At 45.2% G+C, this 22,136-nt stretch carries 26 protein-coding genes and 1 tRNA gene; 13 read left to right on the plus strand and 14 right to left on the minus strand.

Features of this window, described 5'->3' with window-relative positions; genetic code table 11:
* Nucleotides 1-4: 4 nt before the first annotated feature.
* Genes glpE through FXV75_RS03680 form a run of 7 tightly spaced genes read right to left on the minus strand, consistent with a single transcriptional unit; the run spans nt 5 to nt 6,847 of the window.
* The gene (gene glpE, locus FXV75_RS03650; protein ID WP_148831223.1) at nt 5-325 is read right to left on the minus strand and encodes a thiosulfate sulfurtransferase GlpE; all 321 of its coding nucleotides are present in this window, start codon (nt 323-325) and stop codon (nt 5-7) included.
* Nucleotides 322-1,149, minus strand: coding sequence for a symmetrical bis(5'-nucleosyl)-tetraphosphatase (locus FXV75_RS03655; RefSeq protein ID WP_148831224.1), 828 nt, complete (start codon nt 1,147-1,149; stop codon nt 322-324). Before FXV75_RS03655 ends, glpE begins: the two co-directional genes overlap by 4 nt.
* 8 nt (nt 1,150-1,157) lie before the next feature.
* Nucleotides 1,158-1,532, minus strand: a complete 375-nt coding sequence (gene apaG, locus FXV75_RS03660; protein ID WP_148831225.1) for a Co2+/Mg2+ efflux protein ApaG — start codon at nt 1,530-1,532, stop codon at nt 1,158-1,160.
* Nucleotides 1,533-2,333, minus strand: coding sequence for a 16S rRNA (adenine(1518)-N(6)/adenine(1519)-N(6))-dimethyltransferase RsmA (rsmA, locus tag FXV75_RS03665; RefSeq protein ID WP_148831226.1), 801 nt, complete (start codon nt 2,331-2,333; stop codon nt 1,533-1,535).
* A complete protein-coding gene (pdxA, locus tag FXV75_RS03670; protein ID WP_148835201.1) occupies nt 2,330-3,349 on the minus strand; it encodes a 4-hydroxythreonine-4-phosphate dehydrogenase PdxA in 1,020 nt (339 codons plus the stop codon). Before pdxA ends, rsmA begins: the two co-directional genes overlap by 4 nt.
* Before the next feature lie 10 nt (nt 3,350-3,359).
* The gene (locus FXV75_RS03675) at nt 3,360-4,610 is read right to left on the minus strand and encodes a peptidylprolyl isomerase (RefSeq protein ID WP_148831227.1); all 1,251 of its coding nucleotides are present in this window, start codon (nt 4,608-4,610) and stop codon (nt 3,360-3,362) included.
* A gap of 2 nt (nt 4,611-4,612) precedes the next feature.
* Nucleotides 4,613-6,847 carry an LPS-assembly protein LptD gene (locus FXV75_RS03680; RefSeq protein WP_148831228.1) on the minus strand — a complete coding sequence of 745 codons (2,235 nt, stop codon included), beginning with the start codon at nt 6,845-6,847 and terminating at the stop codon, nt 4,613-4,615.
* 128 nt (nt 6,848-6,975) lie between these two features.
* Between FXV75_RS03680 and djlA the strand changes: the two genes are divergently transcribed.
* Nucleotides 6,976-7,764 carry a co-chaperone DjlA gene (gene djlA / locus FXV75_RS03685; RefSeq protein ID WP_148831229.1) on the plus strand — a complete coding sequence of 263 codons (789 nt, stop codon included), beginning with the start codon at nt 6,976-6,978 and terminating at the stop codon, nt 7,762-7,764.
* Between the two features lie 23 nt (nt 7,765-7,787).
* Here djlA and FXV75_RS03690 read toward each other — a convergent pair whose 3' ends face one another.
* On the minus strand, nt 7,788-8,720 hold the full coding sequence (locus tag FXV75_RS03690) for a DUF3530 family protein (protein WP_410428251.1): 933 nt from the start codon (nt 8,718-8,720) through the stop codon (nt 7,788-7,790).
* A 177-nt stretch (nt 8,721-8,897) separates the two neighbouring features.
* On the opposite strand from FXV75_RS03690, the gene rpe reads away from it, so the two are divergent.
* Together rpe and FXV75_RS03700 are read left to right on the plus strand one after the other, a co-directional pair.
* Nucleotides 8,898-9,572: a ribulose-phosphate 3-epimerase gene (rpe, locus tag FXV75_RS03695; RefSeq protein WP_148831231.1), complete on the plus strand. Its 675-nt coding sequence runs from the start codon at nt 8,898-8,900 to the stop codon at nt 9,570-9,572.
* Entirely contained in the window at nt 9,569-10,249 is a 681-nt protein-coding gene (locus FXV75_RS03700) for a phosphoglycolate phosphatase (protein ID WP_148831232.1), read from the plus strand. The genes rpe and FXV75_RS03700 overlap by 4 nt, the downstream gene beginning before the upstream one ends.
* On the opposite strand, the gene FXV75_RS03705 is transcribed toward FXV75_RS03700, so the two are convergent.
* Both FXV75_RS03705 and FXV75_RS03710 read right to left on the minus strand, forming a co-directional pair.
* On the minus strand, nt 10,238-11,353 hold the full coding sequence (locus tag FXV75_RS03705; RefSeq protein ID WP_187424843.1) for a mechanosensitive ion channel family protein: 1,116 nt from the start codon (nt 11,351-11,353) through the stop codon (nt 10,238-10,240). The genes FXV75_RS03700 and FXV75_RS03705 overlap by 12 nt on opposite strands.
* A gap of 36 nt (nt 11,354-11,389) precedes the next feature.
* Nucleotides 11,390-12,721, minus strand: coding sequence for a magnesium transporter (locus FXV75_RS03710; RefSeq protein WP_148831233.1), 1,332 nt, complete (start codon nt 12,719-12,721; stop codon nt 11,390-11,392).
* A gap of 339 nt (nt 12,722-13,060) precedes the next feature.
* Between FXV75_RS03710 and FXV75_RS03715 the strand changes: the two genes are divergently transcribed.
* From FXV75_RS03715 to FXV75_RS03740, 6 genes are all read left to right on the plus strand, one after another.
* Nucleotides 13,061-13,639, plus strand: coding sequence for an anthranilate synthase component II (locus FXV75_RS03715; RefSeq protein ID WP_148831234.1), 579 nt, complete (start codon nt 13,061-13,063; stop codon nt 13,637-13,639).
* A 37-nt stretch (nt 13,640-13,676) separates the two neighbouring features.
* Nucleotides 13,677-14,717, plus strand: a complete 1,041-nt coding sequence (gene trpD / locus FXV75_RS03720) for an anthranilate phosphoribosyltransferase (protein WP_148831235.1) — start codon at nt 13,677-13,679, stop codon at nt 14,715-14,717.
* Between the two features lie 20 nt (nt 14,718-14,737).
* Nucleotides 14,738-15,553, plus strand: coding sequence for an indole-3-glycerol phosphate synthase TrpC (gene trpC / locus FXV75_RS03725; protein WP_148831236.1), 816 nt, complete (start codon nt 14,738-14,740; stop codon nt 15,551-15,553).
* A 21-nt stretch (nt 15,554-15,574) separates the two neighbouring features.
* On the plus strand, nt 15,575-15,982 hold the full coding sequence (locus tag FXV75_RS03730) for an OsmC family protein (protein WP_148831237.1): 408 nt from the start codon (nt 15,575-15,577) through the stop codon (nt 15,980-15,982).
* Between the two features lie 297 nt (nt 15,983-16,279).
* A complete protein-coding gene (locus tag FXV75_RS03735) occupies nt 16,280-16,636 on the plus strand; it encodes a type II toxin-antitoxin system RelE/ParE family toxin (RefSeq protein WP_148831238.1) in 357 nt (118 codons plus the stop codon).
* Complete coding sequence (locus FXV75_RS03740; RefSeq protein WP_148831239.1) at nt 16,629-16,910, plus strand: XRE family transcriptional regulator; 282 nt, start codon at nt 16,629-16,631, stop codon at nt 16,908-16,910. The genes FXV75_RS03735 and FXV75_RS03740 overlap by 8 nt, the downstream gene beginning before the upstream one ends.
* A 397-nt stretch (nt 16,911-17,307) precedes the next feature.
* Here FXV75_RS03740 and FXV75_RS03745 read toward each other — a convergent pair.
* The 4 genes from FXV75_RS03745 to flgA all read right to left on the minus strand — a co-directional run bounded on the left by FXV75_RS03745 (nt 17,308) and on the right by flgA (nt 19,099).
* Nucleotides 17,308-17,384 (minus strand) — tRNA-Arg (locus FXV75_RS03745).
* A gap of 79 nt (nt 17,385-17,463) precedes the next feature.
* Nucleotides 17,464-17,943, minus strand: a complete 480-nt coding sequence (locus tag FXV75_RS03750; protein WP_148831240.1) for a flagella synthesis protein FlgN — start codon at nt 17,941-17,943, stop codon at nt 17,464-17,466.
* Nucleotides 17,944-17,980: 37 nt separating this feature from the next.
* On the minus strand, nt 17,981-18,295 hold the full coding sequence (gene flgM / locus FXV75_RS03755) for a flagellar biosynthesis anti-sigma factor FlgM (protein WP_148831241.1): 315 nt from the start codon (nt 18,293-18,295) through the stop codon (nt 17,981-17,983).
* A 111-nt stretch (nt 18,296-18,406) separates the two neighbouring features.
* Nucleotides 18,407-19,099: a flagellar basal body P-ring formation chaperone FlgA gene (gene flgA, locus FXV75_RS03760; protein ID WP_148831242.1), complete on the minus strand. Its 693-nt coding sequence runs from the start codon at nt 19,097-19,099 to the stop codon at nt 18,407-18,409.
* A gap of 143 nt (nt 19,100-19,242) precedes the next feature.
* On the opposite strand from flgA, the gene FXV75_RS03765 reads away from it, so the two are divergent.
* From FXV75_RS03765 to flgC, 4 genes are all read left to right on the plus strand, one after another.
* The gene (locus FXV75_RS03765; protein ID WP_148831243.1) at nt 19,243-20,175 is read left to right on the plus strand and encodes a chemotaxis protein CheV; all 933 of its coding nucleotides are present in this window, start codon (nt 19,243-19,245) and stop codon (nt 20,173-20,175) included.
* Nucleotides 20,176-20,231: 56 nt separating this feature from the next.
* Nucleotides 20,232-21,068 carry a CheR family methyltransferase gene (locus FXV75_RS03770; RefSeq protein WP_148831244.1) on the plus strand — a complete coding sequence of 279 codons (837 nt, stop codon included), beginning with the start codon at nt 20,232-20,234 and terminating at the stop codon, nt 21,066-21,068.
* A 219-nt stretch (nt 21,069-21,287) separates the two neighbouring features.
* Nucleotides 21,288-21,680: a flagellar basal body rod protein FlgB gene (gene flgB, locus FXV75_RS03775; protein WP_148831245.1), complete on the plus strand. Its 393-nt coding sequence runs from the start codon at nt 21,288-21,290 to the stop codon at nt 21,678-21,680.
* 5 nt (nt 21,681-21,685) lie between these two features.
* Nucleotides 21,686-22,135: a flagellar basal body rod protein FlgC gene (flgC, locus tag FXV75_RS03780; protein ID WP_148831246.1), complete on the plus strand. Its 450-nt coding sequence runs from the start codon at nt 21,686-21,688 to the stop codon at nt 22,133-22,135.
* Nucleotide 22,136: the final 1 nt, after the last annotated feature.

A 22,136-nucleotide genomic window follows, 5' to 3' on the forward strand; every position in this document is an offset into this window, starting at 1 on the left:
GCGTTTAGCGGCCCATTTCACATTGCTCAGGAAACATGGCACTCCATTGGCTGAAGCCACCGTTTAATGAGTACACTTCTTTAAAGCCCTGTGCCGCCAAATATTCAGCGGCGCCTTTGCTGCTGTTGCCATGGTAGCAACACACAATGATGGGCTGGTTTTGATCTGCACTGTCAATAAAGTCTTGTACATTGTCGTTCGTTAGGCTGACTGCGTTTGTAATGTGGCTGGTTTCAAAGCTAACCAAATCACGAATGTCGACAACAGCGGCATTGTTTTCAATGATGGGTAGGGCGTCTGAAATATCGATACACGTATAGGTCATGATTTTTTCCGATTAAGAGGGCAAGGTAGGCTGAATCTCTGTCTGTCTTCAAGGCGTAAAGCCGTTAAGCTTCCTCCCCAAACGCAGCCAGTATCAAGTGCATGCACGTTAGTTTGTGGGGTTTTACCTTCTAAAGCCGCCCAATGACCAAAGACAATATGGCATTCTGTAGGCACCTGAGAAGGGTAATGAAACCAAGGGGCGTAACCCTTTTCGGCGGTGTTAATGCCTTCTTTTGACTTTAGGTCAAGTCTGCTGTGTTCATCGCAGAAGCGCATACGCGTTAAATAATTGGTAACGGTTCTTAGGCGATCTGCGCCACTCAATGTGTTGTCCCATTGATCTGGTATGTTGCCATACATGGTCGCAAAAAAATGCTCAGCGTGGTCGGATTGTAATGTATTTTCGACTTCTTTTGCGAGTGCTTGAGCCGTATCTAAATCCCAGCAAGGCGGAATGCCGGCATGAGTCATGACGGTGTTTAGTGAGGGATCGTAGTGAAACAAAGGCCGGTGACGAAGCCAGTGCATAAGATCATCGCGGTCTGCCGCGGTCAGTATTTCAGACAGCGTGTCGCCCCGTTTTAACTTGCCGCGACCGTAGGAAACGGCCAGCAGGTGTAGGTCGTGGTTACCCAAAACCACAATGGCTTTATCCCCCAACGATTTTATAAAGCGTAAGGTCTCGAGCGATTCATGACCACGATTAATTAAATCCCCAGCGAACCACAGGGTGTCTTGTTCAGGGCCATACTCTATGTGTTCTAAGAGCTGCATAAGTGGCGTTAAGCAGCCTTGTACATCGCCAATGACATAAGTGGCCATAAATTGCCTCAGTGAACCTGGTTTGGAACCGACAGAGTAAACGGGCGTATCGGCGCTTGAAATTCGGTACCGTCATCGGCCAAAAACTGATAGCTGCCTTGCATGCTGCCCACCACTGTTTCCATGACTGTGCCACTGCTGTAGTGAAAGGACTCGCCGGGCGGTAAGTAAGGGTATTCACCGATTACGCCATTTCCTCTCACTTCTTGCACTTGTTCATTGCCGTCAGTAATCACCCAATGACGCGTTTGAAGCTTGGCAGATTCGGTCCCGCAATTGGTGATCGAAATATGATAAGCAAAGACATAACGCGCTTCACTGGGCGTAGATTGCTTGGCGAGATATTCGGTACGAACGGATACGACGACATCGTATTTCTGCATTTAACTTTCCTTTTTGAGGACATAGTTGGTGATGCTAACAAAGTCTTCGACATCCAGTCTTTCAGGGCGAAGGGTTGGGTCGATGGACAAGGCTTCGAAGTCGTCGTTGTCCAATACGCCTTTATAGTTATTTCGTAGGGTTTTACGGCGCTGCTGAAATCCGATACGAACCATTTCTTCCAATTTTTTAATGTTATCAACCACAAAAGGTAGGTTCTTATGAGGCGTCATTCTCACAATGGCTGAGTCGACTTTAGGTGCAGGGTCAAAGGATTCAGGCCCAACAATGAATAAGGATTCTACCGCGCAATAATATTGTGCCATGACGCTTAAACGACCATACAAGCTGTCACCAGGGCGCGCGGCTAAGCGATCAACCACTTCTTTTTGCAGCATAAAATGCATGTCTTCGATCACATTGGCTTGACTTAATAAATGAAAAATGAGCGGCGTGGATATGTTGTAAGGCAAGTTGCCGACGACTCTCAGTTTTTGGTCGTCCGTTTTTAGTGACGTAAAATCAAACTTCATGGCATCGGCTTCATGAACCGTCAAATCGGGGAAACGAAACAGGTTAACCTTGAGGATTGGAATCAGATCGCGGTCAAGCTCAACCACGTCCATGCGCTCTGTCACACTAATAATGCCTTCGGTTAAGGCGCCTTTACCCGGGCCGATTTCAACGAGACGTTGGCCTTTTTTTGGGCCGATGCAGGCGACAATACGACGAATAACGCCGTGATCGTGTAGAAAATTTTGACCGAATCTTTTTCGTGCTTTATGTGACTGTGGTTTGCTCATGTAGAAAACTTTTTCGCATTATTTGCCATGTTAATGGCATGTTGAATGGCCACTTTCAGGCTGCCGTTGTTTGCTTTGCCTGTGCCAGCTAAATCAATGGCTGTGCCGTGGTCGACTGACGTTCTTATGATGGGTAGACCTAATGTAATGTTAACGGCGTTACCAAATCCAGAGTATTTTAACACAGGAAGGCCTTGGTCGTGGTACATGGCTAAGGCGCAATCCGCGTTGTCTAAATATTTGCGGGTGAAAAGGGTGTCCGCGGGTAAAGGTCCAATTAAATTCATACCTTCTGCACGCAATGCGTTGAGCGTTGGCGTGATGACATGGATCTCTTCTTTTCCTAGATGACCGTCTTCGCCAGCATGAGGATTTAGCCCACAGACTAAAATTTTGGGCCGTTCAATGCCAAATTTTTCCTGTAAATCTTTGTAAAGTGCTCGTACAACCAAGCGGATATTCTGCTCAGTAATCGCATCGGCAACGTCTTTTAAAGGCATGTGTGTGGTGACAAGGGCGACTTTCATCGCCTCTGTAGCCAGCATCATCACTACATGTGGTGATCGGCACTGAGCTTGAAAGAATTCCGTGTGTCCTGAAAAATGCACGCCGGTGTCGCACAAAATGCCTTTGTGTACGGGAGGCGTCACAATGGCGTCAAACGCCTGTTCTAAACAGCCTGCACCGGCTTGTTTAAGGGTTTCCAATACATAGGGCGAGTTTTTAACATTTAAGGTGCCAGCCACCGTTTCCGTGCCCATATAGATAGGCAGTACACTAATAACGCCTTGCTGATGTGGCTTAGCGTCGGTGCTGTGGCTGAGTATCTGAATCGTTGGCGACAATCCTAAGGTTTGAGCTCTTTCTTTTAGTAAATTAGGATCGGCCAGCACGATTAAGCGAGCGTCAAAAGACTGCTCACTTAATGCGCTTAAGATAATGTCCGGGCCAATGCCCGCAGGTTCGCCAGAGGTGATGGCGATGATGGGCAGTGACGTTTCTTGTGTATTGGTCATGGCGTTGTGTTTACTTCTTAATGTCGATAAAGGCGTCAGCGCGCAATTCATCGAGCCAGTTACCTAATACAACATCTTGTTTTTGTGCGGTGAGGGCGCGTTCGGCGTTACTGCGTTTTACCTTGTCGCTGATGTCCGCTTCACGGCGACCTTCGACTTGCAATATATGCCAACCAAATTGTGTTCTAAACGGCGGGCTAATATCGCCTAAATCGGTTTGTTTCATCATGTCCTCAAATTCTGGCACCATGGTGCCTGGTGTGACCCAGCCAAGATCACCGCCCTGAATGGTGGAGCCTTGGTCTTCACTAAACTCTTTGGCAAGTTGGGCGAAGTCTGCTCCACTTTTTAGACGTTTATAGAGGTCATCTGCCAAGACTTTGGTTTGTTCAAGGGTTCGGATTTCGTTGGCACGAACCAGAATGTGGCGTGTTTTAGTTTGTTGTTGCAAGGTCACATCGGGCGAGCGTTTTTCTATCAGCCATAATAAATGAAAGCCGGCATTACTTTGCAACGGACCGATCAATGGACCTTTTTCAGTGTCTATTGCTCTTACAAACAACGGAGGAAGCTGATTGAGTGGGCGCCAGCCTAAATCACCGCCTTCGATGGCAAATTGACCGTCTGAGTTTTCAATCGTCTGTTGGATAAAATCGTCTTCCGAGCGTATTTTGTCAGCAATGGTTTGAATGCTTACTTCTGCACGTTCAGGATCACTCGCACGGATGATTAAGTGACGCAAATGAACTTGTTCCTTTTCTTTGGTGATGCTGGTGTCAGAGCTCAGGTAATCACTGATTTCTTCTTCCGTGATTACAATGCGCTTTCTAACGATGTCTCTTTTAATGCTATTGATGAGGATTTCTTGCGTTATCTGTTCACGGTAGCGAGCATAATCAACGCCTTTGTCGGCTAGGACACGCTTTAAACCGTCCAGATCGAGGTTCATGTTTTTAGCCACACCGAGAATAGCGTTGTCTACTTCTGAGCTTGAAGCGCGCATACCGACTTTGCGAGCGTAATTGACCTGTAGCGCTTCATCGATCATTTGGTTTTGTATTTGTCGATGAATGTTATCGGTCATGATCCCCCCAGGAATGCGGTCTTTAACGATTTGAAAGCGACCCTGAATGTCGCTTTCGAGAATAGGGGTTGAGTCGATGATGGCTGAAATACCGTCCACTTTAATGGGCGCCGCCTGAATCGCCTGAAAAGGCGTTAGTGATAATAAAACAACAGAGAAAAAAGAAAGCAACTTCATGGTTAATATCCAACGTTTCCTTGGTTCCAATAGGTATCAGCAATACTGGACTGATTATTTGCACGGCCAGCTGAGCTTAAACCGCGTAGGGTAAATTGTAAAAAGACGCCTCTATCAAATTTTTTGTCATCATTGAGCCAATCTTGGTAGCTCAATGATACCTTGATACAACAGTTTTCATAGCCTAGACCGGCAATCTCTTTAATAGAGTCTTGTCTGAGAAAATCGTAGGTGTATTGAGTGAACATCGACCAGTTTTGGCTTAGAGGCAATACGCTGCCAAGACTGGCCTGTTCGGCGTCGTCAACAGAATAAAGGTAACTGACATTAATTTTTACGTCATCGACAGGTTCTAACGAGGCGACTATTTGGGTTAAGTTGATTGCGTCACTGTCTGGGTCGTAATTCACGTTGCTGGTTAAAGAATATCGATCGCCACTGTAAGTCGCAGAGGTTAATAAATCACTGTGTTTTGAGCTGTCAACAGGGCTGCTGTCGTTCGAATTGCCACTGATAGACACATAACGATCTTCAAGGTAAAAAATTTGCCCGGCTTTAAAGGCCCATTTTTCACTGTTGTTTTCGTCGTAGAGACGACTTTCTAAGCCAAAGGTAAGCTGTTGTGTGTCACCAATGCGGTCGTTACCGTTAAAACGTTTATGACTAAAGGCCTGTGAGTAGGTCAATGTCGTGTTACTGGCGTCAAAGTTTGGGATGGCGTTTTGATTTTTGTAGGGTGAGTTTAAGTAGTTTAAGCGTGGCTCCAGTGTTTGCCGCCACAGCCTGCGGTTTGTTGTAATGCTGCGCTCAAGTACAATCGACGAGTCAATGTAAGCGCTAATGTGCTCAAGCGAGGCGCTGCTGGCTGAGCTACCAGTATAATGGTTTAGATCATAATCGCGATATTGCGCCAAGACACCTGGCGTGAAATTACCCCAAGCGTTACTCAGTTCTATCGCGATGTCTTGATTAAGAACAAAGCGCCGTCCGTCAAAGTTATCTTCCGCGGGGTCATAAAAATCTGTGTACTGCCCCGTAATCGAGTAATCGACCACCGAGTTAGCCAGTCGGTACGCGCTGTCAATGCGAGGTTTCCATTCAAACGGCTGATTAGTGGCGGCGTTCGGTGTTTGGTATGTTAAATAGGTTACCTTGTTGAGAAAGTTTCCCTCGTTCAAATCAACATAAATACTGCGCTCGTAATGATCTTTTTCCCCAAGGGAAATGCTGTTGATCTCAGGGTATTTGGTTTCTGTCGGGTTACTTTCGTAGGTGAGGCCAGCATAAATATGGCGATTAAACACTTGATCTGAAGTTAGTTTAAACAGCGTTTGTTCGCCTTCTTCATTGCTTGAGAAGGTAGATTGCTCGTAAACAGTGTCGCCAAAAGGCCCTAAATGCCTGAACTCAATGTCAATGCCTTCACCTTTTTCTTGAATGAATTGTGGCGTGAAAGTGGCATCGTAATTAGAGGCGATATTCCAATAAAACGGCGCTGAGAGACTGACGCCATCAGAACCTGAATAACCCAGTACTGGAAACAAAAAACCTGTTTGGCGAGTGTTGTCTATCGGGAATCTGAGCCAGGGAAAGTAAAAGATGGGTAAGCCAGCAATGCGAATTTGCACGTGTTTTGCTGTGCCAAAACCACTGTTTGTATCGAGCTTTATGGAGCTGCCATACAGTGTCCAGCTTTCTTGATTTGGTTCGCAGGTGGTAAAAAAACCTTCCTCGATAAACACCACCCCCGATTGAGTTTGCGACAGCAACTTGGCTTCACCTCGGGCGCCTGAGTTATGGCTAAGAAATTGCGCGTTATCAAACTGAGTCGCGTTGTTACCGCTGTTGTCAATATAAGCGCTAGAACTTCGAACGAGCTGGTTGCTGGCGCGTAGGGCGACATTGCCTTTGGCGCGATAGTATTCGTTAGGCACCCCGTCAATGGTGTCTGCGGATAAAGTGGATAAAGGCTGAATAATCTGCGCGGCACCTTTAAGGTGAATTACCCCTTCTTTTCCTCGAACGATCATGTCCGCCGCGAGACGAGTGTCTTCTGATGTTGTCGCCTGCCATTGACTCACGTAGGTGCCTTGGCAATATTGATTCAGTTGTGACTGCTGCTCGCTTGTCAGTGTTTCTCTTGGCGCCCAATCCCACTGATTCGCTTGCGCATGAACCAGCGGCAAAATGAAAAGACTTTGAAAAAATAAGGTGTAGGTGCGTAAATGCTTAACCATGCAGGGTATACTTATTATTAATAGTTGTTGTCCTAAATCGGATACTGCCTAAAAGCGGTTCCACCTGATGAGACAAATGATAATCTAAGCAGGCCTGTAGGGGCTACCGATTCTGGAGAAATTTCTTTATGTGGAAAATTGTGTGTGCCATCTTGGGTTATATTCTAGGTGGTTTTCTTGGGGGATTGTTAGGTTTCATTGTGGGCGGTTTTGTCGACCGAGGCCAAAAAGGGCAAGCCTTTGGTGGTGCTCGTAATCGAGCGAATATTCGTTTACAACAAGACACTTTTTTTCGTACTTTATTTTTATTGATGGGGCGTTTGGCCAAATCAGACGGACAGGTATCAGAGGCTGAAATTCAGCTAGCGCAATCGGTGATGCAGCGCCTCAGGTTGTCGCCAGCGGCTCAAGATCAAGCCAGACAGTTATTCAACGAAGGTAAATCCGCCCATTTTGATCTTACTTCGGTCCTAAATACCTTTAAACAAACGGTTGGCCCAGGCGATTTAACACGCACCTTATTGGAAGTTTTGTTGGTGTCGGCGTATGCGGATGGTCATTTCAGCGTAGAAGAAAAATCGTTTGTTTCTCAAGTTTGCGCGCATTTGGGCGTGTCGGTCGCTGAGTTTGATGCGCTGCACATTCAGGTTAAGCAACAAGCGCATTTTAGACAGGGGTATTCTTCTTCCGATTCGATGGGATCAAAAGATGTGCTAAAAGCCGCTTACGAGCTGCTAGGCGTAACACCAGAAATGAGCGATGCAGACATTAAAAAAGCGTATCGTCGGCTAATGAGCAAAAATCACCCGGATAAACTCAGCGCAAGCGGCTTACCTGATGAGATGATCGAGCTGGCGAAAGAGCGCACGCAAGAAATTCAAGCGGCCTATGAGATGATAAAAAACATCCGTAAATAAAGAGCGAGTGCTTGCTGGTGGCATTAAGGGCTTTCGTAGAAAAGTCCTTTTTTTAGGGTGGGTAGCGCTGAGCGTTGTTCTTTTTGAGTGGTGTTTTGTTTTAAAAAGCCGCGTACTCTTTGAATAAGTACGGCTCCGTTTTCTTCGCCTACTTGGTGGTCAAAAAGAGCATTTAACGCGGTATAGTTATTCTGACTGTTTTTTTGTTGGTTCGCCGCTTGCTGGCGCCAAACGGAAAACTGCTCGCTAGAATCAGTTTGGGTGTAATAGTCCAGTGTCGGTTGGTTTATCAGACTCAGTGATTGTGCGGTCGGGTATTCTTGTTGTGCGGATGACGCTTTTATTTCAATCAGTATCAAAGCGTTGACGCTTGTTGGGTTCGTGGCCAAGAAACTCAACGCGTAACTGGCACCTGTGCCGTACCCTAAAAGTGCTATTTGACCGATATTTTGCGTGTTTGCTTGATCTATTGTGGCTTGAATTCTAGCAAAAACAACGGCTTGGTTGGGCTGTTCTTGATTAGCCTGATCGTTGTTTTCTTCTGATGTGATGGTTTTGATCGGGGCTGCCCGCAATGTGACATCGGGTACTTCGATAGAAAAAGTACACCAGCTGTGGGCTGGCATGGCATTTCGTAATGGCGCAATCGCGTCAGGCCAGTCAGGGTGTTCATTGTCAGAGTGTAAAAGAATAAGGCAGCCTTCTGTTGAGTGGGTGAGCGCAGGTCGATACAGTGTAAGGAACGCCTCACCGTTTGCTTCTAAGTTTTGGATTTGATGGTCTAGTCTTCTTCGCGTTATCGAGGTAATTAAGGCTTCTATGCGCGTTTTTTGAGGTTGGGGTAACACATAGTCGGTGCTATCTGAAGGCGGATTTTGTGTGCTTTCGGGCGAGGGTTGAGTCGTTTCGGCTGACAAAAAACCACTGAGGATCAGACAGATAAAAAGCGTAATGATGTGTTGGGTCTTCTGAGTTCTTGTTTTCTGACAACTTGTCTGATGCGTTGTCGAGTGCCCTGTCTGAAAGGGTGTGTTCATTTTCTTCATTGTTTTCAATACTTCTTTTTAATGCCTTGTTAAAATACGCACAACATTTTCTTTTGATCCTTTATTGTGTCACTGCTGGAGTTAGATATGAATGATTTTCTTATAGCGCCTTCGATCCTGTCGGCGAATTTCGCTCGACTAGGAGAAGAGGTGGATAATGTGTTGGCGGCGGGCGCTGATATCATCCACTTCGATGTGATGGATAATCATTATGTTCCCAATTTAACCATTGGTCCTATGGTGTGCAAAGCGCTGCGCAAACATGGTGTGACAGCCGATATTGATGTGCATTTAATGGTGAAACCGGTCGATCGTATGATCGCCGATTTTATTGAAGCAGGCGCGTCCATTATTACTTTTCATCCAGAAGCCAGTGAGCACATTGACCGCTCCTTGCAAATGATCCGCGACGGCGGATGTAAAGCAGGTTTGGTATTTAATCCAGCGACGCCCTTGCATTACTTAAAGCATGTGATGGACAAAGTGGATATGGTGCTACTGATGTCGGTGAACCCTGGATTTGGGGGGCAATCTTTTATTCCCGGCACGCTGGATAAGTTGCGTGAAGCGCGCGCGCTTATCGACGCGAGTGGATACAGCATTCGCCTTGAAGTTGATGGCGGCGTGAGTGAAAAAAACATTGCAGACATCGCCCGCGCGGGAGCCGATACCTTTGTGGCCGGTTCTGCTATTTTTGGTAAAGACGACTATAAGGCCGTTATCGACACGATGCGAGACGAGCTGGCGAGTGTGCGCCGATGAAAACGCCGCGTTATTTTTCGACTTGGTTTGAGGGGTGGCCTGAATTAGTGTGCTTGGATCTTGACGGCACCTTAGTAGACAGCGTGCCTGACATCGCAAGCGCCGTGGATGCAGCCTTGTATGAGCTCGGTTCAACCTTAGCGGGTGAAGATCTTGTTCGCAGCTGGGTCGGTTTTGGTTCGGCTAAGTTGATCGATCAAGCGTTAGAGTGGGCGAACCTAGAGACGGATCTGCACGGCGAAGCCTATCGTATTTTCTTATTGCATTATCGGGCTCACCTTACCGACAAAACGACCTTATACCCTAATGTGAAAGCCTTGCTCAAAGCGTTTAAACACAATGGTGTGCCCGTGGCGCTGATCACCAATAAACCCAGTGTGTTCGTTAAACCCATGCTGGATCATTTCGGCCTTACAGAGCAGTTTGGCTGGTTATTGGGCGGCGATACCTTGGAAGAGAAAAAACCGTCGGCATTGCCTTTGTTGTATTGCAGCGAGTCAATTGACGCTTTGCCAGAGAAATGTTTAATGATTGGTGATTCGATAACCGATTTTAATGCCGCGAAAAACGCCGGTTTTAAATGCGCACTGGTGACCTATGGTTACCATCAAGGCGTCGACTTAACCACATTGGGAGCCGACGCTATTCTGGATGATTTGGCTGAGTTACTGGTTTAATGACGTCTCGGGCAGCGCAGTCATCCGGCTGTTGTCTGCCATATGAACCGTGTGAGTTGGGAAAGCGACTTCGGCACCGTGCGACTCAATAATCTGCATGGCCTTGAACAAAACGTCTTGCTTGACGTTATGATAGGTGCGCCAGTCTACGGTTTTGGTGTAAGCATAGATGAAAAAATCCAGCGATGAAGGGCCAAACTGATTGAAATTTACCATGTAAGTTTCGTTGGTATCGAGGTCTTCATGAGTGGCAATCATTTGCTTGATGTCGGCCAAAATTGTTGGTAGTACATTAAAATCGTCGTAGCGCACGCCAAGCGTTTCATTGATGCGTCTGTGTGTCATGCGCGATGGGTTTTCCACAGAGATCAGTGAAAAAGTAGAATTGGGTACATACAAAGGGCGTTTTTCAAAAGTACGAATACGCGTCTGTCGCCAGCCAATGTGCTCTACCGTACCTTCAATGTCTTGATCGGGTGAACGCACCCAATCACCAATGGCAAAAGGTCGATCCAAATACACCATTAAGCCACCAAAAAAATTCGCCAACAGATCTTTCGCCGCGAAGCCTACCGCGATACCGCCAATACCGCCAAATGCTAGTACGCCAGATATACTGTAACCGAGCGTTTGTAATACCACCAAGGCCGCCGTAATGACGACAGAAGCCCGCAATAATTTACTGATGGCACTTGCTGTGGTGTAGTCCACGTGAGTGGCTAATTTGCTTGACGTCGTTAGGGTTTTTTCACACTCAGAAATACAGCGTAAAATAAACCAAGTTAGAATAACAATGACACCTATTCCGCGTATTGACTGGATGAGTGACGTAAAGCCAGGTTCGATTTCAGTGCCTGAAATTTCAGCGGCCACGCTAAGCCCTGTTAGCCAAATAAAAACACCGATGGGCTTTTGGGCCGCATGAATGAGCACATTATCCCATGGTGTTTTGGTTTTTTCGAGTTGACGGTCGATTCGGGCTAGTAACCGAGTGGCGACAAAATTGACCAAAAGCGTACCAAGAACAACGACAAAAACGCGCACAACCCAGTGCATCTTTGTGTCGCCTAAGCCTAAATATAGCTGCATTGTTTCCCAATTCATGATTCTACTTTGTCTCTTTTTATAATCGTGTAGGGGTTAAATCAGCAACAAGGTGCCTAACCCTAAAAAGGCCACGAAACCAACAATGTCAGTCACCGTGGTTAAAATAACCGACCCAGAGAGCGCCGGGTCGATGCGTAATTTATCGAGCAAGACGGGAATCAAAACCCCAGAGAGCGCGGCCATAATAATGTTGACAATAATAGCCAGTCCAATCACCGCGCCGAGCATGGGGCTTTCGAACCACCATAACGTTACAACACCAATCACGATCGCCCACAAAATCCCGTTTAATCCACCGACCTTGAGCTCTTTGGATAGGAGGGATTTTAAGTTACTTCGGGTGATTTGCCCGAGCGCCAAACCGCGTACGATTAAGGTTAAAGTCTGGCTGCCAGCAATACCGCCCATTGACGCGACGACGGGCATCAGTACGGCCAACGCAACGACTTGTTGCAGCGTGCCTTCAAAAATACCGATAAACGCCGACGCTAAAAATGCGGTCAGCAAGTTAATACCCAACCAGATACCGCGCGTTGCTGCGCTGCGTTTTACGGGCGCGAATAAGTCGGATTCCTCATTAAGGCCGGCGGTCGACATTTGTTGGGCTTCGTGTTCTAAACGCCACGTTTCCATGGCTAAGCCTGCGTGAAATCGACCGAGTAAAATTTGATTGTCGTCGACGACAGGCAGTGCAGACAGAGCAGAACGCTCAAGCAGCTCGGCTGCTTTGGTCAGTTCGGTGTCGGCGCGAATAAAAGAGCACTCTTCATCGATCAAGCTAGAAATGGGTTCGTGCCCTTGAGCTTTAAAGAGCTTGTCAAATTTTACACAACCAACCCAACGCCCTGTTCGGTTCACCAGGTAAACCATGTCGGTGTAATCTGGCGTGCTTTTTTTCAGTAATCTCAGTGCTTCTGATGTGCGTATGGATTGTGAAGCGATTAGTAATTCATGGTCAATCCAGCGACCAACGACATCGTCGTCGTAGACAATACCTTGTTGATAATATTCGCGTTGTTTGTTGTCCATCTGCTTGAGTGCGATGTCAACAAGGCGATCCGGTAGGGAGTCGGTGATTTCTAATAGATCTTCGGCGTCCACATCCGTGAATAAAGCTTCAATTTCGGAATCGTCGAGCTCTCGAAGTAATAGCTGGCGAGATTCCCCTCGCATTTCAACAAGAATATCAAGCCGATTGGCTTGTTTGATGTTTGCCCAGGCTTGTCGCCGTTGGGTAAGGGGAATGGACTCCAGGGCTAAGGCAACGTCGTCGGGCGTTAATTCAGAAATCAGCTTATTAATGGACTCTGGAGAATGCGCGTCCTGAATGAGAGTTTCGATGAGATCAGCGACTTGGCTATGCACAGACAGTCCTTAATTACACAAATGAGAAGGTAAAGATAACATGCTTTCTAGTGTGTGGTATAACCCCTTGTTGATCAAACAAGGCTCTGTTTTTGCACAAGATTACCTTAATCGTGAGAAAGTCAGTTGAAGGGGTGCTGTTGCCTTGAGGATCTTGGTGTTATACAAAATTCAGCGTATGAGGGCTGGTCCGATTGTCTATCCGAGGCAAGACAGTGTGTTCATGACAGTGTAGAATCTGCCCCTCAAAGGTAGGAGAACGGCCTTGGTATTTTCCGCTGACTGGTTTCACTAACCGATAGTATATTGATAGAGATTTTTTGAGCGCGCCCATATTTTATGTTACTGATGATCGACAATTATGACTCCTTCACTTACAACCTAGTGCAATATTTTTGCGAGTTGGGTGCCGAAGTACACACTTTTCGTAACGATGAAATTACCCTAGATGATATTGAGCGGCTTGCTCCTTCGCATTTGGTGATTTCTCCTGGACCTTGTACGCCGAATGAGGCGGGAGTTTCATTGGCGGCCATCGCTGCTTTCGCGGGTAAAATTCCTATTTTGGGTATTTGTTTAGGCCATCAAAGTATTGGTCAAGTCTTTGGTGGAAAGATCATTCGTGCTAAAAAAGTGATGCATGGTAAGACATCGCTTATTTACCACCACAATACCTCGGTTTTTTCTGGGCTGCCAAACCCGCAAACGGCGACGCGATACCATTCTTTAGTTGTCTCATCACAAGACCTACCAGATTGTCTTGAAGTGACGGCTTGGAGCCGAAACGAGGCCGGCGAAAACGATGAGATTATGGGGCTTCGTCACAAAACGCTTGATGTAGAAGGGGTGCAATTTCATCCTGAATCGATTTTAACCGAGGCGGGTCATGCCTTATTAGCCAATTTTTTATCACGATAGTGCGACGATCGTGGAGATAACAGAACAGGAGACGCAAGTGAATATTCAAAAAGCGATTGCGGCCGTGGTCGAATGTCAGGATTTGAGCGGTGATGAGATGAAAACCGTAATGACAGACATTATGACTGGGAAAACCACCCCCGCTCAGATAGGGGGTTTTTTAATCGCATTAAGAATGAAAGGTGAGACGGTTGAAGAAATTACCGCTGCCGCTCAAGTCATGCGGGCGCTGTCTAGTAAAGTCGAATTGGATCTTGATCACGTGGTTGATACCTGTGGTACCGGTGGTGATGGCGGTCACTTATTCAATGTTTCAACTGCATCCGCTTTTGTGGTGGCATCGGCAGGTGGCAAAGTGGCCAAACACGGTGGACGTTCTGTATCCTCTAAGTCGGGCAGTGCTGATGTTTTGGAGCAAGCGGGTATTTTTTTGGGTTTGAGTCCAGAGCAGGTTTGTCGTTGTATTGAAGAGATTGGTTTAGGGTTTATGTTCGCGCCAAATCATCATTCTGCGATGAAATATGCGGTTGGTCCTCGTAAAGAAATGGCGACCCGAACTATTTTTAACTTGCTTGGCCCATTGACCAATCCGGCGAATGCAAAACGTCAAGTAATGGGCGTATTTCACCAAAAGTGGGTGCGTCCGATTGCAGAAGTGCTTCAGGCGCTCGGCAGTGAGCATGTCATGGTGGTCCATTCGCAAGATGGTTTGGATGAAATTAGTATTGCCGCTCCTACGTATGTGGCCGAACTGAAAAATACTGAAATTACGGAATATGTTATTTCCCCCGTAGATTTTGGTATCCCATTGCAGTCTACGGACACGATCCAAGCCTTTGATGCCAATGAAAGTTTAGCCTTGATAAAAACCGCTTTGGAAGGCAAGGGGAAAGTTAATCCAGCCAGAGACATTGTGGCTCTTAATGCTGGTGCAGCGATTTATGTGGCGGGTATCGCCGATACCTTGGCGGAAGGCGTCAATATCGCAGAAGATGTGATTGGCGGTGGCACGGCGAAGGTCAAGATGTCTGAGTTGGCCAGCTTTACCCGTTGTTTTATGAGTCCTGATTCACTGTAATAAATAGGAGCAGTAGCCTAATGCAAGCAGAAACACCGACTATTTTGAAAAAAATCGTGGCTCGTAAGTACGAAGAAATCGCTGAGCGCAAAGCTCATACACCTTATGGAAACTTGGAAGTCGCGGCGTCTGTCGCTAATGTGCATAATGCGCCAAGAGGCTTTGCACAAGCATTAAGGCATAAAATTGCCCTTGGAAAAGCCGGTGTTATCGCGGAGATAAAACAAGCATCGCCGAGTAAAGGTGTTTTGCGTGCCCCGTTTTTTCCTGCAGACATCGCAAGGTCTTATGAAAGAGGGGGAGCGGCGTGTTTGTCTGTTTTAACCGATAAAGACTTTTTTCAAGGTCACGACGACTTTTTAGTTGAAGCGCGTGCAGCGTGTAAGCTCCCCGTGATCCGTAAAGATTTTATTGTTGACGAATATCAGGTGCTGGAAGCCAGAGCCATTGGTGCTGATTGTATCCTCTTGATTGCAGCGTGTTTAAGCGGGGAAAAACTGCGACAACTCGATACTATGGCGCGTGATTTAGGTATGGATGTGCTGGTGGAAGTTCACAATCGCCCAGAACTTGAGCTGGCGTTGGCTTTCACTGAAACAGAGTTATTTGGTATCAATAATCGTGATTTGCACACGTTTGAATTGAGTCTTGATCACACATTTGAATTGATGGATAGCGTACCTAAAGACCGTCTTATTGTGACGGAAAGTGGCATCCACACTCGAGACGATGTGGCCTTGATGCGTCAAAAAGACATACATGCGTTCTTAGTTGGCGAAGCCTTTATGCGCGCTGATGATCCGGGTGATAAATTAGCAGAACTGTTTCAGTCTTAAAATAATGGGTAAGGTGAAGTTATGAAAACAAGTGTTAGTTGGCAAGAAGACGTACATTTTACCGCTGAGACAGGGTCTGGTTTCAAAATAGAGATTGATGGCAACCAGGTAGCGGGTCCAAGACCTATGGAGCTTTTACTGGCAGGGTTGGGAGGGTGTACCTCTTATGATGTGGTTGGGATTCTTAAAAAATCTCGCCAAGACGTCGTGTCTTGCGTGGCGCAAATAGACGCTGACCGTGCTGATACCGTGCCTGCCGTCTTTACTGAAATCCGTGTGCACTTTGTTGTCACAGGTCGTGGTTTAAAAGAAAACGTTGTGGCGCGAGCGGTTAAGTTGTCCGCAGAAGAGTACTGTTCTGCATCTTTGATGTTGGAAAAAGGTGGTGTAAAAATCGTTCATAGCTTTGAAGTGCTCGAAGCGGAATAAGCAATGCGTTGATATAAAAAAAGCCGCTTTTAAGGGCGGCTTTTTTATGTGTGGTGTCCTCGGCAGACAAAGAATAGATATTTAAGTCATTGTCTTATATGTTTTTTATTTTATATTTTTTTTGATGATGCCCCCAATAATGCCCCCATTTTGCCAATGTGTTCGTATTGGTTTCATTGTGTTCTTTTTCCATAATAGCGCTGTATTTTCACTTGAGCTGGTCAAATTGCGTACAGAAAGTGCGCAATTATTTGAAGCACGATAGCTTATATCGTATCATTTGTGGTACAAAGGCTTATGGAAAATCAAAGTCGAAAGAAAGTCTCTGCGTGTTTCTATCGGTCGATCTCAGGTAGCGAGCCTTTGCGTGAATGGTTGTTGTCGTTGCCCAAGGAAGACAGAAGCGTTATCGGGCAGGATATTAAATTAGTGGAATATGGCTGGCCTGTTGGTATGCCTGTTTGTCGCTCAATGGGGAGCGGGTTATGGGAAGTGAGAACCACTTTAAGTGGTGGTCGTATTGCCCGTGTTTTGTTCTGCTTTCATGATGAGCGCTTAGTACTGCTCCATGGCTTCATTAAAAACACACAAAAAACACCAAAGCCAGACTTAGAGCTAGGCAAAAAACGCCAACGGGAGGTAGAGCATGGCTAATACACATATTGGTTCATCATTCGATGACTTTTTAGAAGAAGCGGGAGTGTTGGCGGAAACAAACGCTGTCGCAATTAAGCGAGTGATCGCATGGGAAATTCAACAAAAGATTGAAAGCGAACACCTGACCAAAACAAAAATGGCGCAAATAATGAACACGAGTCGTGCCGCGCTTGATCGGTTGTTAGACCCTAACAATACGTCAATTACCCTTCATACCTTGGATAACGCGGCCAAAGCCTTGGGTAAGACCCTTCGATTGGATTTAATTTAAAGTACGGGCGATCGTTTTCGGTTTGTTTAGTAACATTGCAATCTGGAGCGATTACATTCGTCGAATGGCGACCAATCACCCATTGAGTATGAAAACTCCTTTAGGAAAGTGTCCGGTTGGACTTGACCCGAACATTTAAGTTCTCGATCTTTGGGTGGCATAGCTAATCCTTTTGTATTTACGCTTTCAGTTCGGTTGGGTTGGGGGTATCCAATTGGAGGCATCGACTTTTGACTTTGCCTAAATGCCCCCAGTAATGTCCCCCAAAAGTGGGGGCATCAACTGAATCAATAGAAACTAATTGAAACCTTCTAAAAGCGAGAATAGGGCGATAGGCCAGTAAATACGAGGGTTTAAGGCATAAAAAAGCCGCTTTTAAGGGCGGCTTTTTTATGTGTGGTGTCCTCGGCAGGATTTGAACCTGCGACCTATCCCTTAGGAGGGGATTGCTCTATCCAGCTGAGCTACGGGGACGATCTTGATTAAAAGTTTATACATTAATTGTGTGGAAAATACAATAATCAATGTTTATATTATTGATTTGTATGGTTTTTTAAGCTCTGCCTAGGGTATGTTTACTGCTTATGGGCTGTGTCGACCCTCTTGCTGTATAAACTTTATTTTTGCTGCTGTGTCCTTGGAGTAGCTCGAATAGGTGTTTGTTGCGTTTCTGGAGGGTGTTCAAGATTCTTGCGTTAGTATGGTTTTTTGTTTTGCAGGATTTAAGTAGGACTTCGCACTCTTGCATCAGAAGGCGAATAACATCCATTGAGCTGTCTTGCTTACCTAACCAAGCTTTAAAGGCTTGTTCTGTCGGGTTTTTTCGATCGATTATGTCAAACTTAATGAGAATATTAATTCTTTTCTCATTAAGTTTGTTCATTTCGTTTAGCAAAAGCTGTTTTTTATTGGACAGAGTCAAGACGGTTTCACTGTCCAGTTTTCCATAAGCAAACCGCTCTTCATCAAGTGTGAGCGACAGTGCCTCGAGTATGTCTTTAGTTTTGCTAAATATAGGCGTGAGCGGAATCATAGAATGAGTCGAATGTAAGCTGTTAAGACATTACAGTTTAGAATAGTGAGTCCATTGATGCCATGTTACTGGCAAGCTTTTGTGTGTCTATCTTGTATTCGCCAGCGGCAATTGCGCTTTTAATTTGCTCTACCTTGTCCATATCTATGTCGGGTAAATTGTTAATTTTTGATTGCTGCGCCTGCATGGTTTGTGCCGCACCGCTTAGTTTGACCGTATCTTGTGCTAAGGTGCCGCTACTTACTTCCGTGTTATTCTTTTCAGTAGATCTGCTAGAAACGTCATCCTTTTGGAAACGCTCGCTCTTGTTAATGGTGTTTTGGTTTGTTACACCTGTAAACTGTATCGCCATTGAGTTTTCCGCCCTTCAATGATTGCCTTTCTACGTTGTCGGCGAGACTTGTGAAAACTTTAATAATAAAGCCTCATAAATTTTGAAATTATGGATTGCCGAACACTACTGTCAATAGTTTACAAGAACCTCACTGTTAGTTACAACTTTGGCGTATATAATTCGTTCAGAACTGGTGTTTTTTACACGGATTTGCTGTCCCTTGCTGCCGCTTTCTAAAGCGATGCCGTTCATCTTTACCGTAATGCTGCCGCTGCTTGCGGTTATTAAGACGCTATCGCCTTTTTTAACCAAGGTGGGTTGGTCGATAAGGTTATCTGTTATGACTGTGTTTATGCGCAGGTTGCGTGATGCTATCAGCCCGTAGGGTGTATTTTTGGGCGTGAAAATGTGACCTCTAAGGTTGGATATATCCACTTCGACAGTTGTTGTGTTGCCACGATTGATAACATGCCCTCTCGTAATGGGTGTGCTTGTTTTAATCGCTTCAATTGTGATCGATTGAGTAACGGGAATATACGATGTCCAAGCTGGTGTTTGGCAGCTGATTTCGTAGTTCGTGCGTTTAATGGCGTCGGGTCTTTGGTTTTTAACTTGGATGTCGTCGCTGTCGCAAGCAGGTAAATAGCTGAGCGCAGCAAGGTTGTTCATTGTAATGTTAATGATCGCATCGGGATAAATTTTTGACAGGCGAGGTATTTCAGTCTCATTGATGTAGAGGGTGATTTGTTCCTCGGGAGATTTTGCAGAAGTGAGTCCAATCTGTAAAAAAATGAGGGCCATAATCAGTCTTGTGATTGGCATGATTCGCTCTCTTTGATGGTTATTATGACGTTATAATTAAGATAGTTAGTAAAATTTTAGAAATCACTTTATCATTGGACGATACATTTTAACAATTCTAAGGTAAGCCCTTAGAATCATGCTTACAAATTTTGGAGGCGAATATGGCTGGCGTTTTGGATACGGTTAACCAACGGACACAGCTGGTCGGAGAAAACCGACTTGAATTGCTGTTGTTTCGTCTAAATGGTAAGCAAATTTACGGCATTAATGTTTTTAAAGTGAAAGAAGTGCTTCAGTGCCCTAAGCTCACAAGTATGCCTCATAGCTCCCCTGTCGTACGTGGTGTCGCTCACATTCGGGGTGGCACTATTCCTATTTTAGACTTGGGGTTAGCGACAGGCGCAAGCCCGATGGAAAATATCAGCCAATGCTTTGTTATCATCACAGAGTACAATCGTCGTATTCAAGGTTTTTTGGTTCGCGGTGTAGAGCGTATCGTTAATATGAATTGGAGTGATATACAGCCACCGCCAAAAGGTCTATTAAATGACAATTATTTGACCGCTGTGTGTCAAGTTGACAAGGAAATGGTTGAAATTATTGATGTTGAGCAGATTCTTTCCGAAGTGGCGCCGACCAAGCAAGACATATCGGATGGTATTTTGAATGATGGAATTACAGAGAACGCCAGAAAACATCATATACTGATTGTGGACGATTCATCCGTAGCGCGTAAGCAAATTAAGCGTTGTATGGAACAAGTTGGTTTTGTCACGACGGTGTTGTGTGACGGCAGAGAAGCGTTAAATTATCTACAGGCTATGGTTGCTGAAGGTAAAGACGTTACAAAAGAGTTTGCTATGGTGATTTCTGATATTGAGATGCCAGAAATGGATGGTTATACGCTCACTACCGCCATCAGAAATGACAGCCGTTTGCAGGATTTATTTATTCTACTTCATACGTCGTTAAGTGGTGTATTCAATGAAGCTATGGTTAAGAAAGTAGGTGCGGATGGCTTCTTAGCGAAGTTTCAACCTGATGAGCTTGCAAGATTAGCAATAGAAACAGTACAGGTCCAATCTGATCAGTAATTTGATTTATTAGCTTATTGGATTGTTATGATTGATCTGTTAGTTATGGAGTTTTAATGCTCAGTAGTACCAATGCAATCACACCGAATGGTTACTTACGTTTTAGAGACTATCTACAAAAAGTGTGTGGGATCTCACTAAGTGACAATAAGCAGTATTTAGTTGCTAGTCGTCTTGGTAAGGTGCTAGAGAGGGACGGTTTTGCAAGAATAGAGCAGCTTGTTGATGCTTTAGAGCGTATCGGCAGTTCTGCTTTAAAAGAAGAAGTCATTAATGCAATGACGACAAACGAAACGCTGTGGTTTAGAGATTCTCATCCTTTTATTATTCTGAAAGAGAAGATTCTCCCAGAAATGGTGGATGCGCCTTTAAGAATATGGTCTGCCGCTTCCTCTACTGGTCAAGAGCCTTACTCAATCAGTATGGTTATTGACGAATTTAAGGCGTCTCAGCCTGGTGTTTTGAAGTTTGGTGAGAAGATTGTTGCGACAGACATTTGCACTAATATTTTAGAACATGCAAAGCAGGGTGAATACGACAGTCTGGCCATTGCTAGGGGGTTGGGTGCCGACTTTCAGGGGCGCTATTTTGATAAGCTCAATGATGCCACTTGGAAAATAAGGTCTACCGTGAGTTCTCGAGTTGAATTCAGATATTTGAATCTCATTGAGTCATTTGCGGCGCTGGGAAAATTCGATGTGATTTTTTGCCGCAATGTTATGATTTATTTTACGACAGATCTAAAGTTAGACATTCTAAAAAGAATGCATGCTTCGTTGAAATCAGGAGGATATTTGTTTCTTGGTGGCTCTGAGGCAATCAGTGGATTGTCCGATTATTTCGAAATTGTGCAGTGCCGTCCAGGCATCGTCTACAAGGCTAAGGTTTTATAAGCCAAGGCTGTTTTCACCAAATTACTTCTCGTTTAAGGCTCATCTGCGTTGTGTGGATGGGCCTTTTTTTATGTCTATTCTCCTACTTTAATGTTGCCGCTTTTTGCCGTTGATCGTTGTTGTTTTTTTAAGGTTATGATTTTAAAGAGTTTTTATTTTGGCATTATAATTGCTTTAAATTTATTAACGATACTTTCTGTAATATTCATTGAGGATAAAATGGCCATATCTTTTGCAAGTGCATTTGCCGGATACGATAAGACATTGCAGTTTCGCAGTGATAGAGCGTCCGTGCTTGCTAATAATATCGCTAATGCCGATACGCCGAATTTTAAGGCTCGGGATATATCGTTCGACTCAATGCTAAGCAACGAGAGTAGTAAATTGTCCATGGTTGGAACCAATTCTAAACATATTTCTGGTCATGGTGCTTCAGGCGAGCCTGAAGGTTTGTTTTTTCGAAATGCAACCCAGCCATCTTTGGATGGCAATACGGTAGATATGCAAAGAGAGCAGGCGGAATATGCGCAGAACTCGATGCAGTTTGACACAAGTTTTATGCTGTTGGATAGGAAAATCAATGGCATGAGAAAAGCGCTTACTGGGAATTAATAACAATGTCTTTAAGTAATATTTTTACCATCTCTGGATCAGCAATGAGCGCTCAAACGGTACGTTTGAACACCATTGCAAGCAATATGGCGAATGTGGACAGTGCAGCAAGCGCGGCTGATCAAACCTACCGTGCTCGCAAGCCTATTTTTTCGCAAATGATGAACGACAATATGCGACGCTATGGCTGGAATAATGTTAAGTCAGATAACAGCGGTGCTGGGGTGGGCGTTAAGGTTGACGCTATTGTTGAGTCCGATGCACCTCTACAACCTCGCTATGAGCCAGATCACCCGATGGCCAATGAAGAGGGGTATGTGTTTTATCCAAATGTGAATCCAATGGAAGAAATGGCCGATATGATGTCAGCCTCTCGATCTTTTCAAACAAACGTTGAAATTATGAACTCCGCAAAAAGTATGATGCAAAAAATGCTCACGCTTGGGCAATCATAGG

The sequence above is a fragment of the Marinomonas sp. IMCC 4694 genome (assembly GCF_008122525.1).
Taxonomy (GTDB): Bacteria; Pseudomonadota; Gammaproteobacteria; order Pseudomonadales; family Marinomonadaceae; genus Marinomonas.

What these genes read in the sequence shown, in the direction of transcription:
- glpE (WP_148831223.1), bottom strand. Translation starts at nt 325, where the DNA reads ATGACCTATACGTGTATCGATATTTCAGACGCCCTACCCATCATTGAA.
- FXV75_RS03655 (WP_148831224.1), bottom strand. Translation starts at nt 1,149, where the DNA reads ATGGCCACTTATGTCATTGGCGATGTACAAGGCTGCTTAACGCCACTT.
- apaG (WP_148831225.1), bottom strand. Translation starts at nt 1,532, where the DNA reads ATGCAGAAATACGATGTCGTCGTATCCGTTCGTACCGAATATCTCGCC.
- rsmA (WP_148831226.1), bottom strand. Translation starts at nt 2,333, where the DNA reads ATGAGCAAACCACAGTCACATAAAGCACGAAAAAGATTCGGTCAAAAT.
- pdxA (WP_148835201.1), bottom strand. Translation starts at nt 3,349, where the DNA reads ATGACCAATACACAAGAAACGTCACTGCCCATCATCGCCATCACCTCT.
- FXV75_RS03675 (WP_148831227.1), bottom strand. Translation starts at nt 4,610, where the DNA reads ATGAAGTTGCTTTCTTTTTTCTCTGTTGTTTTATTATCACTAACGCCT.
- FXV75_RS03680 (WP_148831228.1), bottom strand. Translation starts at nt 6,847, where the DNA reads ATGGTTAAGCATTTACGCACCTACACCTTATTTTTTCAAAGTCTTTTC.
- djlA (WP_148831229.1), top strand. Translation starts at nt 6,976, where the DNA reads ATGTGGAAAATTGTGTGTGCCATCTTGGGTTATATTCTAGGTGGTTTT.
- rpe (WP_148831231.1), top strand. Translation starts at nt 8,898, where the DNA reads ATGAATGATTTTCTTATAGCGCCTTCGATCCTGTCGGCGAATTTCGCT.
- FXV75_RS03700 (WP_148831232.1), top strand. Translation starts at nt 9,569, where the DNA reads ATGAAAACGCCGCGTTATTTTTCGACTTGGTTTGAGGGGTGGCCTGAA.
- FXV75_RS03705 (WP_187424843.1), bottom strand. Translation starts at nt 11,353, where the DNA reads ATGAATTGGGAAACAATGCAGCTATATTTAGGCTTAGGCGACACAAAG.
- FXV75_RS03715 (WP_148831234.1), top strand. Translation starts at nt 13,061, where the DNA reads ATGTTACTGATGATCGACAATTATGACTCCTTCACTTACAACCTAGTG.
- trpC (WP_148831236.1), top strand. Translation starts at nt 14,738, where the DNA reads ATGCAAGCAGAAACACCGACTATTTTGAAAAAAATCGTGGCTCGTAAG.
- FXV75_RS03730 (WP_148831237.1), top strand. Translation starts at nt 15,575, where the DNA reads ATGAAAACAAGTGTTAGTTGGCAAGAAGACGTACATTTTACCGCTGAG.
- FXV75_RS03735 (WP_148831238.1), top strand. Translation starts at nt 16,280, where the DNA reads ATGGAAAATCAAAGTCGAAAGAAAGTCTCTGCGTGTTTCTATCGGTCG.
- FXV75_RS03740 (WP_148831239.1), top strand. Translation starts at nt 16,629, where the DNA reads ATGGCTAATACACATATTGGTTCATCATTCGATGACTTTTTAGAAGAA.
- FXV75_RS03750 (WP_148831240.1), bottom strand. Translation starts at nt 17,943, where the DNA reads ATGATTCCGCTCACGCCTATATTTAGCAAAACTAAAGACATACTCGAG.
- flgM (WP_148831241.1), bottom strand. Translation starts at nt 18,295, where the DNA reads ATGGCGATACAGTTTACAGGTGTAACAAACCAAAACACCATTAACAAG.
- flgA (WP_148831242.1), bottom strand. Translation starts at nt 19,099, where the DNA reads ATGCCAATCACAAGACTGATTATGGCCCTCATTTTTTTACAGATTGGA.
- FXV75_RS03765 (WP_148831243.1), top strand. Translation starts at nt 19,243, where the DNA reads ATGGCTGGCGTTTTGGATACGGTTAACCAACGGACACAGCTGGTCGGA.
- FXV75_RS03770 (WP_148831244.1), top strand. Translation starts at nt 20,232, where the DNA reads ATGCTCAGTAGTACCAATGCAATCACACCGAATGGTTACTTACGTTTT.
- flgB (WP_148831245.1), top strand. Translation starts at nt 21,288, where the DNA reads ATGGCCATATCTTTTGCAAGTGCATTTGCCGGATACGATAAGACATTG.
- flgC (WP_148831246.1), top strand. Translation starts at nt 21,686, where the DNA reads ATGTCTTTAAGTAATATTTTTACCATCTCTGGATCAGCAATGAGCGCT.